General features: G+C 50.0%; 13 protein-coding genes. All 13 read right to left on the bottom strand.

The genetic code is table 11. The annotated features are described in order from the left end of the window. Positions 1–6: 6 nt before the first annotated feature. The 13 genes from AB4H76_RS23120 to AB4H76_RS23060 all read right to left on the bottom strand — a co-directional run bounded on the left by AB4H76_RS23120 (position 7) and on the right by AB4H76_RS23060 (position 16,568). The gene (locus AB4H76_RS23120; protein WP_001295249.1) at positions 7–1,176 is read right to left on the bottom strand and encodes an esterase; all 1,170 of its coding nucleotides are present in this window, start codon (positions 1,174–1,176) and stop codon (positions 7–9) included. Positions 1,177–1,202: 26 nt separating this feature from the next. After that, positions 1,203–2,819: a carbohydrate-specific porin BglH gene (gene bglH, locus AB4H76_RS23115; RefSeq protein WP_077492278.1), complete on the bottom strand. Its 1,617-nt coding sequence runs from the start codon at positions 2,817–2,819 to the stop codon at positions 1,203–1,205. 85 nt (positions 2,820–2,904) lie between these two features. After that, a complete protein-coding gene (bglB, locus tag AB4H76_RS23110; protein ID WP_000643218.1) occupies positions 2,905–4,299 on the bottom strand; it encodes a 6-phospho-beta-glucosidase BglB in 1,395 nt (464 codons plus the stop codon). A gap of 18 nt (positions 4,300–4,317) precedes the next feature. Beyond that, the gene (gene bglF, locus AB4H76_RS23105) at positions 4,318–6,195 is read right to left on the bottom strand and encodes a PTS beta-glucoside transporter subunit IIABC (protein WP_000137310.1); all 1,878 of its coding nucleotides are present in this window, start codon (positions 6,193–6,195) and stop codon (positions 4,318–4,320) included. A 132-nt stretch (positions 6,196–6,327) separates the two neighbouring features. Next, positions 6,328–7,164 (bottom strand): transcriptional antiterminator BglG, encoded by an 837-nt coding sequence (bglG, locus tag AB4H76_RS23100; protein WP_001300932.1) that lies wholly within the window; start codon positions 7,162–7,164, stop codon positions 6,328–6,330. Positions 7,165–7,449: 285 nt separating this feature from the next. Then, the gene (gene phoU, locus AB4H76_RS23095) at positions 7,450–8,175 is read right to left on the bottom strand and encodes a phosphate signaling complex protein PhoU (protein ID WP_000377786.1); all 726 of its coding nucleotides are present in this window, start codon (positions 8,173–8,175) and stop codon (positions 7,450–7,452) included. Between the two features lie 14 nt (positions 8,176–8,189). Then, complete coding sequence (pstB, locus tag AB4H76_RS23090; RefSeq protein ID WP_000063125.1) at positions 8,190–8,963, bottom strand: phosphate ABC transporter ATP-binding protein PstB; 774 nt, start codon at positions 8,961–8,963, stop codon at positions 8,190–8,192. A 182-nt stretch (positions 8,964–9,145) separates the two neighbouring features. Then, the gene (pstA, locus tag AB4H76_RS23085) at positions 9,146–10,036 is read right to left on the bottom strand and encodes a phosphate ABC transporter permease PstA (RefSeq protein ID WP_001251978.1); all 891 of its coding nucleotides are present in this window, start codon (positions 10,034–10,036) and stop codon (positions 9,146–9,148) included. Then, positions 10,036–10,995: a phosphate ABC transporter permease PstC gene (pstC, locus tag AB4H76_RS23080; RefSeq protein ID WP_000741620.1), complete on the bottom strand. Its 960-nt coding sequence runs from the start codon at positions 10,993–10,995 to the stop codon at positions 10,036–10,038. The genes pstA and pstC overlap by 1 nt, the downstream gene beginning before the upstream one ends. 85 nt (positions 10,996–11,080) lie before the next feature. Next, positions 11,081–12,121 carry a phosphate ABC transporter substrate-binding protein PstS gene (gene pstS, locus AB4H76_RS23075; protein WP_000867146.1) on the bottom strand — a complete coding sequence of 347 codons (1,041 nt, stop codon included), beginning with the start codon at positions 12,119–12,121 and terminating at the stop codon, positions 11,081–11,083. Positions 12,122–12,434: 313 nt separating this feature from the next. After that, positions 12,435–14,264 carry a glutamine--fructose-6-phosphate transaminase (isomerizing) gene (gene glmS, locus AB4H76_RS23070; RefSeq protein ID WP_000334099.1) on the bottom strand — a complete coding sequence of 610 codons (1,830 nt, stop codon included), beginning with the start codon at positions 14,262–14,264 and terminating at the stop codon, positions 12,435–12,437. A gap of 161 nt (positions 14,265–14,425) precedes the next feature. Next, on the bottom strand, positions 14,426–15,796 hold the full coding sequence (glmU, locus tag AB4H76_RS23065; protein ID WP_000933736.1) for a bifunctional UDP-N-acetylglucosamine diphosphorylase/glucosamine-1-phosphate N-acetyltransferase GlmU: 1,371 nt from the start codon (positions 15,794–15,796) through the stop codon (positions 14,426–14,428). A 352-nt stretch (positions 15,797–16,148) separates the two neighbouring features. Further along, the gene (locus tag AB4H76_RS23060) at positions 16,149–16,568 is read right to left on the bottom strand and encodes a F0F1 ATP synthase subunit epsilon (protein ID WP_001251965.1); all 420 of its coding nucleotides are present in this window, start codon (positions 16,566–16,568) and stop codon (positions 16,149–16,151) included. Between the last annotated feature and the right edge of the window lie 20 nt (positions 16,569–16,588).

Here is a 16,588-nt window from a genome sequence, read left to right as displayed (position 1 = left end):
CTTATTTTATTTAAATAATTTCTGTACGAAGGCTGCATAGGCAGGCCGCCAGACATCCATTTCATGGTTCAGGCCGGGATATTCCTGGTAATCAAACTTAATTTTTTTCTGCTCAAGCTCAGTTTTCAGCCCGGCGATATCCTTGCCGGTTACGACATCTTTATCACCAACGACCACAGTAAAATTACGTAGTTGCTGGTTAATAGCTGCCGGATCGTTCAGCCGGGCCGCGACACCTTCATCCGGTACGGTTGTCGTGGTAACACCACTGAATGTGGCCAGCCAGCCAAAGCTTTCCAGATGATTCATTCCGGAAACCAGCGCCTGGTACCCGCCTTGTGAAAGCCCTGCCAGCGCGCGACCATCGGCATCTTTACGGACATTAAAACGCTTGCTAATCAGCGGGATAATATCGTTCATCAGTTCGCGATCTGCCGCTTTAGCATTCAGCGGATAAAAGACTTTACGTCTTTCCTGAGGCACGAAATCTTCGGGAATAATGCCCTTCGCATCGGTTTCGGTATCCGGGATCACCACCAGCATCGGTTTAATTTTCCCTTCAGCCAGCAGGTTATCCATGATTTGCGGGATACGCCCCTGATCGATAGCGGAACGTCCGGTATCACCAAAACCGTGATAGAAATAGAGCACTGGCAAAGGCTCGCCCATGCCGGTGTATCCTGGCGGGGTCCAGACATACATCTGACGTTCAGATTGCAATGCGTTGGAGTGGTAAGTTATGGCGATCAAATCACCATGCGCAACAGAACGCGTATCCAGATAACTGCCTGGCACCAGAATCATACTGGAGTTAACCTGGCGCTGAGGCTTAGTCATTGCGGTGCCTGTATCAATGCTGCGTACACCATCAACATTGAAAAAATACTCGTACAGGTTGCCTTTCAGGATAGGTGTGCGCCACGACCAGACTCCTGCTTCGTCTTTGGTCATCGGGTGAATATTGTCCGGAACCGGAACACCCACCACTACAGAGACATTTTTTGCCCCAGGGGCAAAGTAGCGAAAGGTCACGCTGTTATCGGCATTGACCTGAGTCACATACTGTTTCACCGGGATAGTGGGTGCCGGGCTGGCTGGCATATCCGCTGCTATGGCCCACTGAGCAGAAATACCGCTGGCAATAGCCAGCGTTAAAGCAGCAATTTTTATATTCATCGTAATATTCCTTTCATTAAGTTCCATTACCACCAGATTTCAGCCTGGGCACCGACAGCAAACTGGTCGTCTTTATTGTCTTCGAAGGTGAAGCCATCCAGTTCGTTTTCCAGGGCTTTGATATACGTGGCGTAGAAACGAATTTCCGGACGCGAGGTCAACATACTGGTATTGACTTTAAAGGTATGGAAGAGCGTGGTTTTATAACCAGACTCATTAAATTTATTACTATTCGCATCTTTGTTTTGCTGGGTGAAATAGCCCAGTTCAACACCTGTCTGGTTATATTGGTCCCAAATATAGGCCGGGCGAACAACCGCACGAATAGATTCGAAATCAGAGTGTGCGCCTGTTTCGTAGCTATAAATATCGTTACCGAAGGAGTAAACAATCGCGTTAGCCACAATAAAATGATCACCGATATAGGCTTCGCCCTGCGAGGTCAGACGAACTGCTGTTCCGCCGGTGTGATCACCATAATAACGACCATTAAAGGTGGTAAATGGACTTGCGCCAGCATAACGGCCAAAGTTACTGGCGATAGAGTTATTCGCAACCAGGAAGGAGAATTCGTTGAAGCCACCTTTATCAAATTTCTGCGTTAAAGATGTGCCGAACATCCAGGTATCTTTCCAGTCATAATACCCGTTATTATCCTGATTATCTTTTTCCGATGCGCTTTCGTTTGCCGTGACATAACGACCACTCACCATTAAGGTCGCTTTATCCCATAACGGGATATCTTTATAGCGTAAATCAATAGTATTGGTATTAATCTGCTGTTTGTTTTGCAGGCTGCGATCGTAATCATCGACATCTTCGCGAACCAGCGCGATATCAATTTTACCCGGACCGACTTTCCAGTTTTCCAGACCTACACCCGCTGCGGCATCAGTACGCTGCGTTTTCCAGTCCAGCATCTGGATTTCAATTTTCGGCGCACCGTGTTTACCCCCCCAGAAATCAGCCTCTGGCGCAAAGGGCAGGAAACCTTTGGTGGTAACGTACATATCGGAGAACTGCATAAAGTTCTCGCCACCGGCGTTATCGCCAAACCAGCCGGTAGAGTACTGCTGACCAACGTTACCATCCATCATCACAACGGCATCAACCCGTTTGCCGTTTTCGTTGTAGACACGTTGTTTTAACTGCAAATCAAACCAGCCGGAGTATTCGTTACCAAAGCGGCCCAGAGAACCAATCGCCCATGATTTAGGTGAACCATGAGAGGCGGTCCCCCAACCAGAACGGTAATAGCCGTTGTAACTAAAGCCAATTTCATCTTTCACAAACTTACTGAAATCTTTCAGAGTCATGGAAGAATAAATCGAGCCTGTCTCACTGGCATTTTTCTCTTCATTTTTGACCAGTACAGCATCAGGTTTTGCGGCACTACTGGTCGGGAACGGATTGGCGGCATACCCTTGATCATTCGTACTTACGCTACGATTCACCGTCGCTGGCGTATATTTTTTCTTCTCTTCATCTTTATACTTTTTGAGTTCGCTTTGCGTTTCTCTTAACGCTTTTTCTAATAACTCAAGGCGTTGTTCCACCGTTAATGATTCAGCCAATGATTGTGCAGAAAAGGCTAACGGTGCCATTAATAAGATGGCAGAGGTAATAAGATTTCGTCTAAACATAATATCCCTTTATGGTGCAAAGAAAGAATTAACGTATCGCATCCAGACTGTTCTGAATGCGACGATAATTAAGGTGCTTTATTGGTTATTTTTTTAATGACAGCCCCCGCGTTTTGATCACTTCTGCATACCATCCGAAGCTTTTCTTACGCGTTCTTGTGAGGCTTCCTTCGCCATTATCATCACGATCCACATAAATAAAGCCGTAGCGCTTAGACATTTGTGAATGAGATGCACTGACTAAATCAATTGGCCCCCAACTGGTGTACCCCATAATATCCACACCATCGGCAATCGCTTCATTTACCTGTACCAGGTGATCGTTTAAATAGGCAATTCGATAATCGTCCTGTATAGAACCATCCGCTTCAACGCTGTCTTTTGCGCCTAATCCGTTCTCGACAATAAATAACGGTTTTTGATAACGATCCCAAAGCGTATTTAACAGAACCCGTAATCCAACCGGATCAATTTGCCACCCCCACTCTGAACTTTTCAGATGCGGATTGGGGATCATATTCAGTATGTTGCCCTGCGCATTTTTATTAATGCTTTCGTCGTGGGAAACACAACCAGTCATGTAATAACTAAAAGAGATGAAATCGACGGTATGTTTTAAATCTTCTGCGTCACTTTCAGTCATCTCAATGGTGATATTGTGGTCGCGGAAGAAACGCTGCATATAGCCGGGATACTGGCCACGCGCCTGAACATCACCAAAGAACATCCAGCGCCGGTTCTCTTCCATGGCCTGCAACATATCCTGTGGCTGGCAGGTGAGGGGGTAAACCAGCCCACCGAGAAGCATATTGCCGATTTTCGCTTCGGGGAGCAGGCTATGACAGGCTTTAACTGCCCGCGCACTGGCAACCAGTTGATGATGGATCGCCTGATAAACTTCCGCCTCGCCACTCTCTTCTGCCAGCCCCACGCCCGTGAATGGCGCGTGTAACGACATATTGATTTCATTAAACGTCAGCCATAACGCTACTTTATGTTGGTAGCGGGTAAAGACCGTGCGGGCGTAATGCTCGAAGTGATCGATGACCGCCCGATTAGCCCAACCGCCGTAGTTTTTCACCAGCCCATATGGCATTTCGTAATGGGATAACGTTACCAGCGGCTTGATCCCCGCCTGCGCCATTTCATCAAACAGCCGATCGTAAAACGCTAACCCCGCTTCATTCGGTTCGGCTTCGTCGCCCTGAGGGAAAATTCGCGCCCAGGCAATGGAAATACGCAGACAGGTGAAGCCCATCTCGGCAAATAACGCGATATCTTCCGGGTAACGGTGATAAAAATCGATGGCGACATCTTTGATATTCTCTTTTCCCAGGATGCGCGGTTCCATTTTTCCCATAACGCCATGAGGCTGTAAATCTGAGGTCGTAATCCCTTTGCCATCTTCCAGCCAGGCACCTTCCACCTGATTGGCAGCTGTTGCGCCACCCCAAAGAAATGTTTCTGGAAATGCTTTCATAATTAACTCCTTTTATCGTTAGCGAATGATGGATAACAGCGGTTCACCTGCGCTTATCTGCGCCGTGCCGTGGGGTAATACGTCTGTAAAATCATCGCTATTACTGATTAATACCGGCGTCGTCACATCAAATCCGGCCTCGCGAATAGCAGGGATATCAAAAGAAATCAGCCGATCGCCTGTATTGACCTTGTCACCCACGTTGACGTGAGCGGAAAAGAATTTGCCGTCCAGTTTTACGGTGTCGATACCGACATGAATCAGGATCTCCACACCATCATCTGACTCAATGCCAATGGCGTGTAATGTGGCGAACAACGAAGCAATTCGACCCGCAACCGGAGAACGCACTTCACCAACCGAGGGCAGAATGGCGATACCTTTACCCAACAGGCCACTGGCAAACGTGGTATCAGCGACGTGAATGAGCGGCACAATCTCTCCCGTCATCGGTGAACAGATACCGCCCTGCTCAGGTGGTGTAATAACCTCTGGTGTTTTCTCTTGCGGGGCACCCTGCGCTGGCTGACGTTTAGCGGTGATGAAATGAAGCATCACCGTACCGACAAATGCGCAACCGATGGCAATGACACCGCCAATAACGCTGGCCCAGACGGTGAAATCAATCCCCGTTGACGGGATGGTCTGCATGAAGGTGAAAATACTCGGCAAACCAAAGGAGTAAACTTTTGTTTGCGCGTAGCCAATGATGGTGGCCCCCAAAGCCCCACTGATACAGGCGATAACAAAGGGGTACTTACGCGGCAGGTTGACGCCATATACCGCTGGTTCGGTGATACCAAACAGGCCCGTCAACGCCGCCGATCCGGCTACCACTTTTTTCTGCGCATCGCGTTCGCAGAGGAAGACGCCGAGCGCCGCCCCGACCTGCGCCATAATGGCGGGCATTAACAGCGGGATCATGGTGTCGTAGCCCAGCACGGTGAAGTTATTGATACACAGCGGCACCAGGCCCCAGTGCAGTCCGAACATGACGAAGATTTGCCAGAAGCCGCCCATTACCGCGCCCGCAAATGCAGGAACCGCCTGATAAAGCCAGAGATAACCGGCGGCAATCATTTCGCTTATCCAGGTTGATAGCGGCCCCACCAACAGAAAGGTGACGGGTGTGATAACCATCAGACATAGCAATGGTGTGAAGAAATTTTTGATTGCCGACGGTAACCACGCATTAAGTCGGCGTTCCAGAATGCTGCACAACCAGGCAGAAAAAATAATGGGAATAACCGATGACGAGTAATTCAACAATGTGACCGGAATACCCAGGAAATCCAGCCCCAGCGCATCCGCTTTTTGCCCGTTCTCGAAAGCAGTCAGAATTAATGGATGCACTAACGCTCCACCAATCACCATGGCAGTAAATGGATTACCGCCGAAGCGTTTCCCCGCGGTGTATCCCAGGATTATCGGGAAGAACCAAAACAAGGCATCACTGGCGCTGAATAAAATTAAATAAGTACCACTTTGTTCGGTCGTCCACTGAAAAGTGAGCGCCAGAGCCAGCATACCTTTCAGGATCCCGGTTGCCGCCATCAGACCGATCAGAGGCGTAAAAATACCTGAAATAACATAAACAAAGCGGTTTAGCAGATTACCTTTCTCATCATTTTCCGGTGCCTGTTGCGCTTTTTCGCCAAGGCCTGCCACGCTGTTAACCGCCAGGAAGACATCGGCCACATGGTTACCTATGACCACCTGAAACTGACCACCGCTTTCCACCACCATAATAATACCGGGGGTCTTTTTCAGTACCTCAGCTTGCGCTTTGCTTTCATCCTTTAACTTAAAACGTAATCGCGTTGCGCAATGCATCAGACTCACAATGTTATCTGCGCCCCCGACTCCTGCGACTATTTTTCTGGCTAACTCCGTCATAACTTGCCCTCTACCGCTTTGCGGCAAAACTCCAAAAAAAAACCTGAAAAAACGGCCTGACGTGAATCAAGCAATTTTTTTCAGGTTTTGCCCGCTTAGTGCGGTAACAATCCTTTACTCAGTAATAATATTTCAGTGTTCTTTGCGCACGCGCTCTATATTTATGGCTAAAAACATAATCTCTGCGGGTGAAATTTTACGTTGATACTGCAAACCAATAAAAATGGCGATCCGTTCCGCACATTGCCATGCTTGCGGGTAATTTTGTTTTACTGCTTGTTGTAATGATTCATCACTATCGTTAATTGAAGCATGTTCAAGAATACGCCATGATAAAAACTTCAGATGCGTAACCAGTCGCTGATAACTCAAGCTTTCTTCCTGGTAATTAAGGCTGAACTGAAATTTTATTAATTGCAGCATTTCGCGCATTAATTGCGTGACACCTGCAACATCCTCCATATTCCCGCTCATTTGGGCACTGACCAGATGCATGGCAATAAAGCCCACTTCATCTTTCGGTAACTGCACGCCCAACCGTTTATCAATAATGGCTAACGCTTCTTCCCCTAGCTGGAACTCTTTCGGGTAAAGCCGCTGGATGTCCCACAGCAGCGGGTTAGGCAGCAATACGTTTTGCTGAAAGCGTTTAATCGCAAACTGGCAATGGTCAGTTAGCGAGATATAAATACTGTCCTGCAACTTTCCCAGGCGCTCCTGCGCTAAAGAGATAATACGATCACAGGTTGCCATCACCTCAAGAGGAATATGACTTAAGAGTTCGCTTAATCGCCCGTTCAGTTCATGACTGCTCAAGGCATACTCTTTTTCTATTCCACTTGAATTAATTCTTTCGCCAGGGCGTTTTTGAAAGCCAATTCCGCGCCCCATGACGACTTTTTCCCGCTGTTGATCATCAATAACCACCACAACATTATTGTTGAGAATTTTGGTGATTTGCATGTTCATAGCAAGGACCTTTTTTATAAACAAAAAAACCCGACTTCACCAGTATTCTCTGGTTATGTCAGGTTTTGCCTGCGAATGCAGTAACAATCCAGTCATTTATTAATGGTTTTTATAACGAACATCCAGGTTCGGAAATTAATTTAATTGCGTGCAGAGAAAATAGCAATGCGCTATTGATAAAAATATGACCATGCTCGCAGTTATTAACTTTGTGTAATTTTAGGAATTTATAAAGTTATATATAACAAATCCCAATAATTAAGTTATTGGGATTTGTCTGGTGAATTATTTGTCGCTATCTTTTCCCGCCAGCAGTTTATCCAGCTCATCACCGCCTACATGACGGAAATCCTGACCCTTCACGTAGTAGAAGATAAACTCACAAATATTCTGGCAGCGGTCGCCGATACGTTCGATTGAACGCGCACAGAACAGCGCGGTAAGTACGCTCGGAATAGTGCGCGAATCTTCCATCATGTAGGTCATCAGTTGACGAACAATACCTTCGTATTCCTGATCGACTTTTTTATCTTCACGATAAATACGTACCGCTTCGTCAATGTCCATCCGCGCGAACGCGTCCAGCACGTCGTGCAGCATCTGGATGGTATGACGGCCCAGCGACTCCAGACTTACCAGCAACGGCTGATGCTGCTGGGAGAATTTCTCCAGCGCAGTACGGCAGATTTTGTCCGCCACGTCGCCAATACGCTCCAGCTCGGCAATGGTTTTACTGATCACCATAACCAGTCGCAGGTCGCTCGCCGTCGGCTGACGTTTGGCGATAATGCGCACGCAGGCTTCATCGATCGCCACTTCCATCATGTTGACGTTCTTGTCGCCTTCGATCACGCGCTTCGCCAGATCGCTGTCCTGGTTATGCATCGCGGTGATTGCATCAGAAAGCTGCTGCTCCACCATGCCGCCCATGGTCATCACCTGCGTGCGGATACTTTCCAGTTCGGCGTTGAACTGGCCGGAAATATGTTTATTAAGATTGAGACTGTCCATAACGCACTCCTGAATCAACCGTAACGACCGGTGATGTAGTCTTCTGTTTGTTTCTTCGCTGGCTTGGTGAACAGATCGTCCGTGTTGCTGAACTCAATCAATTCGCCCAGGTACATAAACGCCGTGTGGTCGGAACAACGCGCAGCCTGCTGCATGTTGTGGGTGACGATCACCACGGTGTAATCCTGCTTCAGTTCGGTGATCAGCTCTTCAATACGCCCGGTAGAGATGGGGTCGAGCGCCGAACACGGTTCGTCGAGCAGCAGCACTTCCGGGCGAATGGCGATACCACGCGCAATGCACAGACGCTGTTGCTGACCACCAGAGAGAGAGTAACCGCTCTGGTGCAATTTATCTTTGGTTTCGTTCCACAATGCGGCTTTGGTCAATGCCCACTGCACGCGCTCGTCCATGTCGGCACGGGAGAGCTTCTCAAACAGACGAACGCCAAAAGCGATGTTGTCGTAGATGGACATCGGAAACGGCGTCGGTTTCTGGAACACCATGCCCACTTTCGCACGCAGCAGGGCGATATCCTGAGAGTTGGTCAGGATGTTGTCGCCATCAAGCAGAATTTCACCTTCCGCACGCTGCTCCGGGTACAGTTCAAACATTTTGTTGAAGGTACGCAGCAGCGTCGATTTACCGCAGCCGGACGGCCCGATAAACGCCGTTACCTGGTTTTTAGCGATATCCAGGTTGATGTTTTTCAGGGCATGGAATTTGCCGTAGTAGAAGTTCAAATTACGAACCTGAATTTTACTCGGGGCAGTTTCAACCATACTCATTGCAATCTTTTCCTCATCGTGCCTGATGCACTTCGCGAATCAGGCTTACCGTAGGCCGGATCAGGCGTTCACGCCGCATCCGGCAAAGTGTTAACCGTGTACAGAGTCAAAAAGGCGCTCGGTCGGTCCCCTCGCCCCTCTGGGGAGAGGGTTAGGGTGAGGGGAAAACCGTGTCAGCAATATCAACCGTGTTTATTCTTCGCGAAAACAACGCGCGCCAGAATGTTCAGCAGCAGTACGCACAGGGTAATGATCAATACCCCGGCCCAGGCCAGCTGCTGCCATTCCGCAAACGGGCTCATCGCAAACTTAAAGATCGTCACCGGCAGGTTGGCGATCGGCTGCATCATGTCCGTGCTCCAGAACTGGTTGGAGAGCGCGGTAAACAGCAGCGGCGCGGTTTCACCAGCAATACGGGCAATCGCCAGCAGGATACCGGTCATGATCCCGGACACCGACGCTTTCAGCGTGATCGCGGAGATCATCTTCCACTTCGGTGTACCCAGCGCATAAGCCGCTTCACGCAGGCTGTCCGGCACCAGTTTCAGCATGTTCTCGGTGGTGCGGATAACAATCGGCACCTGCAACAGCGCCAGCGCAATCACGCCCGCCCAGCCGGAGAAGTGCTCCATCTGCGCCACCACAATGGTGTAAACAAACAGACCAACCACAATCGATGGCGCAGAGAGCAGAATGTCGTTAATGAAGCGAATCACTTCTGCCAGCCAGGATTTACGACCATATTCAGCCAGATAAATCCCCGCCATAATGCCCAGCGGCGTACCGAATACCGTGGCCCACAAAATTAACAGGCCGCTACCTGCCAGGGCGTTCGCCAGACCACCACCTTCCGTATTGGGCGGCGGCGTCATTTCAGTGAACAGCGCCAGCGACATACCGTCGATACCGCGGGTGATGGTGGACATTAAAATCCAGATCAGCCAGAACAGACCGAAGGCCATCGTCGCCATTGAGAGCGTCAGTGCAATACGGTTCTTGAGGCGGCGACGCGCCTGCATTTTGCGGCGGGATTCAGCCAGCGCCGCATTGGTTTGCATTTCAACCATAGCCATTAGCGTGCCCCCTCATTCTTAGCCAGGCGCATAATCATAAACTTCGATGCGGCGAGGACGATGAAGGTAATCACAAACAGGATCAGGCCCAGTTCCATCAGTGCGGCAACGTGCAGACCGGATTCCGCTTCCGCAAATTCGTTCGCCAGTGCAGAGGTGATACTGTTGCCCGGCATATACAGCGAGGCGCTGTCGAGCTGGTAGGTGTTACCGATGATAAAGGTCACCGCCATGGTTTCACCGAGCGCGCGGCCCAGCCCCAGCATGATGCCGCCGATAACACCATTTTTGGTGAACGGAAGAACGATACGCCAGATAACTTCCCAGGTGGTGCAGCCAATACCGTAGGCCGACTCTTTCATCATCACCGGGGTTTGTTCGAACACATCGCGCATTACCGCCGCAATGTACGGAATAATCATGATGGCGAGGATCACGCCTGCCGCGAGGATACCGATACCAAATGCAGGGCCAGAGAACAGCGCGCCAACAATCGGAATATTCGACATGATATTGCCGACCGGCTCCTGGAAGTAAACGGCGAACAGCGGCGCAAAGATAAACAGGCCCCACATGCCGTAAACGATACTTGGAATGGCTGCCAGCAGCTCAATGGCGATACCCAGCGGGCGTTTCAGCCAGCCGGGCGCAAGCTCAGTCAGGAACAGGGCGATACCGAAACTCACCGGGACGGCGATCAGCAGCGCGATAAACGAAGTCACCAGCGTACCGTAGATCGGCACCAACGCCCCGTAGATATCGTTCGGTGCATCCCACTCTTTGGTCCACAGGAAAGCCAGACCAAATTTCTGAATGCTCGGCCAGGAGGAGATGATCAGAGAGACAATAATGCCACCCAACATCAATAGCACAATCAGCGCCGCCAGTTTTACCAGCACGCTGAAAATTATGTCGCCCTTTTTACCCGGTGGGTTAAAAGCAGGCTTGGTTGCAGCCATAAGTTACTCTTCAGTTAAACGCGTTTACAAAGTCATTTTGTAATGCCGGATAAGCCGTTAATGCCTTATCCGGCCTGGAGTTTTATTAGTACAGCGGCTTACCGCTACTGTCTTTAATATTGGTCTTCCACGCAGCGCGAACCTGTTCAACGACGCTATCCGGCAGGCTGGCATAATCCAGGTCGTTCGCCTGTTTAGCCCCGGTTTTGTACGCCCAGTCGAAGAACTTCAGCACTTCTGTGCCTTGTTCTGGTTTCTTCTGATCTTTGTGGATCAGAATGAACGTGGTAGAGGTAATAGGCCATGCATCTTCGCCTTTCTGGTTGGTCAGATCCTGAGCGAAGGTTTTGCTCCAGTCTGCACCTTTTGCTGCATTAGCGAAGTTTTCTTCGGTCGGACTAACCGGTTTACCATCAGCGGAGATCAGTTTGGTGTACGCCAGGTTGTTCTGCTTAGCGTAAGCATATTCAACGTAACCAATTGCACCCGGCAGACGCTGAACGAACGCGGCGATACCGTCATTACCTTTACCGCCCAGACCGATCGGCCATTTTACGGTAGAGCCAGTACCAACGTTGTTTTTCCACTCTTCGTTCACTTTCGCCAGGTAGCTGGTGAAGACGAAGGAAGTCCCGGAGCCATCTGCGCGGCGTACTACAGCAATGTTCTGTGAAGGCAGTTTCAGACCCGGATTCAGTTTGGCGATGGCTTCATCATCCCACTTCTTGATTTTGCCCAGGTAGATGTCGCCGAGGGTTTTACCATCCAGCACCAGTTCGCCAGACTTCAGCCCTGGAATGTTAACAGCCAGCACCACGCCGCCAATCACGGTCGGGAACTGGAACAGGCCTTCCTGAGCCAATTTTTCATCAGACAGCGGCGCGTCAGAGGCACCAAAATCAACGGTATTAGCGATAATCTGTTTTACGCCACCGGAAGAACCTATACCCTGGTAGTTAACTTTATTACCGGTTTCTTTCTGGTAAGTGTCAGCCCATTTGGCATACACCGGCGCAGGGAAGGTTGCACCTGCACCTGTCAGGCTTGCTTCTGCAAACACAGAGAAAGCGCTCATCGATAAGGTCGCGGCGACAACAGTTGCGACGGTGGTACGCATAACTTTCATAATGTCTCCTGGGAGGATTCATAAAGCATTGTTTGTTGGCTACGAGAAGCAAAATAGGACAAACAGGTGACAGTTATATGTAAGGAATATGACAGTTTTATGACAGAGAGATAAAGTCTTCAGTCTGATTTAAATAAGCGTTGATATTCAGTTAATTACAAACATTAATAACGAAGAGATGACAGAAAAATTTTCATTCTGTGACAGAGAAAAAGTAGCCGAAGATGACGGTTTGTCACATGGAGTTGGCAGGATGTTTGATTAAAAACATAACAGGAAGAAAAATGCCCCGCTTACGCAGGGCATCCATTTATTACTCAACCGTAACCGATTTTGCCAGGTTACGCGGCTGGTCAACGTCGGTACCTTTGATCAGCGCGACGTGATAAGCCAGTAGCTGCAGCGGAACGGTGTAGAAGATTGGTGCAATCACCTCTTCCACATGCGGCATCTCGATGATGTGCATGTTATCGCTACTTACAAAACCCGCATCCTGATCGGCGAAGACATACAACTGACCGCCACGCGCGCGAACTTCTTCAATGTTGGATTTTAGTTTTTCCAGCAATTCGTTGTTCGGTGCAACGACGATAACCGGCATATCGGCATCAATCAGCGCCAGCGGACCGTGTTTCAGTTCACCTGCAGCGTAGGCTTCAGCGTGAATGTAAGAGATCTCTTTCAGCTTCAATGCGCCTTCCAGCGCGATTGGGTACTGATCGCCACGGCCCAGGAACAGCGCGTGATGTTTGTCAGAGAAATCTTCTGCCAGAGCTTCAATGCGTTTGTCCTGAGACAGCATCTGCTCAATACGGCTCGGCAACGCCTGCAGACCATGCACAATGTCATGTTCAATGGAGGCATCCAGACCTTTCAGGCGAGACAGCTTCGCCACCAGCATCAACAGCACAGTTAACTGAGTGGTGAATGCTTTAGTGGATGCCACGCCGATTTCTGTACCCGCGTTGGTCATTAGCGCCAGATCGGATTCGCGCACCAGAGAAGAACCCGGAACGTTACAGATTGCCAGTGAACCAAGGTAACCCAGCTCTTTCGACAGACGCAGGCCAGCCAGGGTATCCGCGGTTTCGCCAGACTGTGACAAGGTGATCATCAGGCTGTTACGACGCACGGCAGATTTGCGATAGCGGAATTCAGAGGCGATTTCGACGTCGCACGGAATACCTGCTAGCGATTCAAACCAGTAGCGGGAAACCATACCGGAGTTATAAGAAGTACCACAGGCGAGGATCTGAATATGCTCAACCTTCGACAGCAGTTCGTCGGCGTTCGGTCCCAGCTCGCTTAAATCAACCTGACCGTGGCTGATGCGTCCGGTAAGGGTGTTTTTGATCGCGTTCGGCTGTTCGTAGATCTCTTTCTGCATGTAGTGACGGTAAATGCCTTTATCGCCCGCGTCATATTGCAGATTGGATTCGATATCCTGACGTTTTACTTCCGCGCCAGTTTTATCGAAGATGTTTACCGAACGGCGAGTGATTTCCGCAATATCGCCCTCTTCAAGGAAGATAAAGCGACGGGTCACCGGCAACAGCGCCAGCTGGTCAGAAGCGATAAAGTTTTCGCCCATCCCCAGGCCAATCACCAGCGGACTACCAGAACGTGCCGCCAGCAGGGTATCCGGGTGACGGGAGTCCATGATCACTGTACCGTACGCACCACGCAGCTGCGGGATAGCACGCAGAACGGCCTCACGCAGAGTCCCGCCTTGTTTCAGCTCCCAGTTCACCAGATGAGCAATCACTTCGGTGTCGGTTTCAGAAACGAAGGTATAGCCACGCGCTTTTAGCTCTTCACGCAGCGGTTCATGGTTTTCGATGATGCCGTTATGCACCACCACAATGTGTTCAGAAACATGCGGATGCGCATTCACTTCTGAAGGTTCACCGTGGGTCGCCCAGCGAGTGTGAGCAATACCAGTGCCGCCATGCAGAGGATGTTCTTCCGCTGCCTGTGCCAGCATCTGGACTTTACCGAGGCGACGCAGGCGGGTCATATGACCTTCTGCATCAACAACGGCCAGACCGGCAGAGTCATATCCGCGGTATTCCAGACGACGTAAACCTTCAAGAAGGATTTCTGCTACATCACGTTGCGCGATCGCGCCAACAATTCCACACATAGTTTTTGATTCCGATTTATATCGTTGTCGGTCAACCTGTATGCCCGTTTTTTCGGGCGCCCCGAGCCTTGTAGAGAGTGGGGTTATTTTTATAGTTACTGCTTGTGGGAGGGAGATTATGTTATCTCCTCATCCCATGTGACCGGGTTAGCCGGCCAGAATCACTTTTTCTTTACCGGACGACGCCAGCCTTCTTTCTGAGTCTGCGGCACACGGCTGATAGCTAATGCATTTTCGCCGACATTACGCGTCACAGTTGTACCCGCAGCAATGGTCGCGCCTTTGCCTACTGTTACCGGGGCCACCAGCTGAGTGTCGGAACCAACAAACACATCGTCGCCGATAATGGTCTTAAATTTATTCGCACCATCGTAGTTGCAGGTAATGGTTCCCGCGCCGATGTTAACGTTATCGCCAATTTCCGCATCGCCCAGGTAAGTCAGATGACCAGCTTTCGAGCCTTTACCCAGACGCGCTTTTTTCATCTCAACGAAGTTACCGACGTGAGCACCTTCCAGCAACTCAGCACCAGGACGCAAACGGGCAAACGGGCCAATGGTACAGGCCGCTGCCAGATTCGCATCTTCCACAACGGTATACGGACTGATTTCGCAATCATCGCCAATCACGCTGTTTTTAATCACGCAACCGGTGCCAATTTTCACGCGATGACCGAGAGTCACGTTGCCCTCGATGATAACGTTAGTATCAATTTCAACATCGCGCCCGTGAGTTAGCGTACCACGCAGATCAAAACGCGCTGGATCGCGCAGCATAACGCCTGCTAACAGCAGTTTTTCAGCCTGTTCGGACTGATAAACACGCTCCAGACGGGAGAGCTGCAGGCGGTTATTCACGCCTTCTACTTCGCTTAAACGTTGCGGATGAACGGCGACGATTTCACGCCCTTCCTGATACGCCAGCGCAATAATGTCGGTGATGTAGTATTCGCCCTGAGCATTATTGTTGGTCAGCTTCGCCAGCCAGCGTTTCATATCTGCGCCGTTGGCAATCAGAATGCCGGTGTTGATCTCCTGAATCTGACGCTGCTCGTCGGTGGCATCTTTGTGCTCAACAATGCCGGTAACTTTGCCGTTTTCACGGGTGATACGTCCATAACCGGTCGGATCATCCAGTTTCACCGTCAGCAGACCAATGCCACCCTGCGGTTTAGCATCACGCAGACGCTGGAGTGTTTCGACAGAGATCAGCGGCACGTCGCCGTAGAGCATTAAAATGTCTTCATCATCGGCAAAGAAAGGTGCGGCCTGCTGCATTGCATGACCCGTACCCAGCTGCTCTGCCTGAAGCACCCAGTTAAGGTTGTCGTCTTTCAGCGCCTGTTTTAGCAGATCGCCGCCGTGACCGTACACCAGGTGAACGTGCGCTGCGCCTAATTCATTCGCAGCATCAATGACATGCTGAACCATCGCTTTCCCGGCAAGGGTATGCAGCACTTTCGGAAGATCGGAATACATGCGCGTGCCTTTGCCTGCGGCAAGGATCACTACGCTCATAGCATTATTCAACATACGCGTCCTGACTGTAATTTGAGAACGAATTTAAACCGCTTCACCTTGAAAAAACTACATTTTTTTCATCGTGAAATGGACAGAGGATAAATTGTTCAATAACGGATTATCCCCGCTGACGAAAGCGCCATTTTCGACCATCGTCACGCCTTTTGTCTGCAGAAAATTAAGGCAGTACCTTAATTTAAGCGTCAGGTGGATGTTTTTGCTCTTATTTCGATCAATGAATAAACAGGAAAACAGGGGGGTTTTATATCAGCAGGATCTATGTGAACGCTATTCAGGACGGGTCACACGCGCAAAAAAAAGCCAGCCTGTTTCCAGACTGGCTTTTGTGTTTTTCAAGCCGGTGTTACATCGCTTTTTTGGTCAACTCGATAACGCGCAGCTGCGCGATCGCTTTGGCCAGTTCCGCAGACGCCTGAGCGTAATCTACGTCGCCGTGAGAGCTGCTAATGTGCTCTTCAGCCTTACGTTTCGCTTCCATGGCTCGCGCTTCGTCGAGATCCTGGCCGCGAATTGCGGTGTCGGCCAGAACGGTCACGTTGCCAGGCTGCACTTCAAGAATGCCGCCAGACAGATAGATAAACTCTTCGTGACCGTGCTGTTTCACGATGCGAATCATACCAGGCTTAATGGCGGTGAGCAGCGGTGCGTGGCCAGGGTAGATCCCCAGTTCACCTTCGCTACCCGTTACCTGGATTTTCTCGACCAGACCAGAGAACATTTGTTGCTCTGCGCTGACGACGTCCAGGTGGTAAGTCATTGCCATATCACCCTCCGATTAAGGCG

It is taken from the genome of Escherichia sp. UTM R2, assembly GCF_048593455.1.
In the GTDB taxonomy this organism is placed as follows: domain Bacteria; phylum Pseudomonadota; class Gammaproteobacteria; order Enterobacterales; family Enterobacteriaceae; genus Escherichia; species Escherichia coli.
The sequence above is the reverse complement of the archived record's forward strand: the minus strand, read 5'-3'. Positions and strand labels throughout refer to the sequence as shown.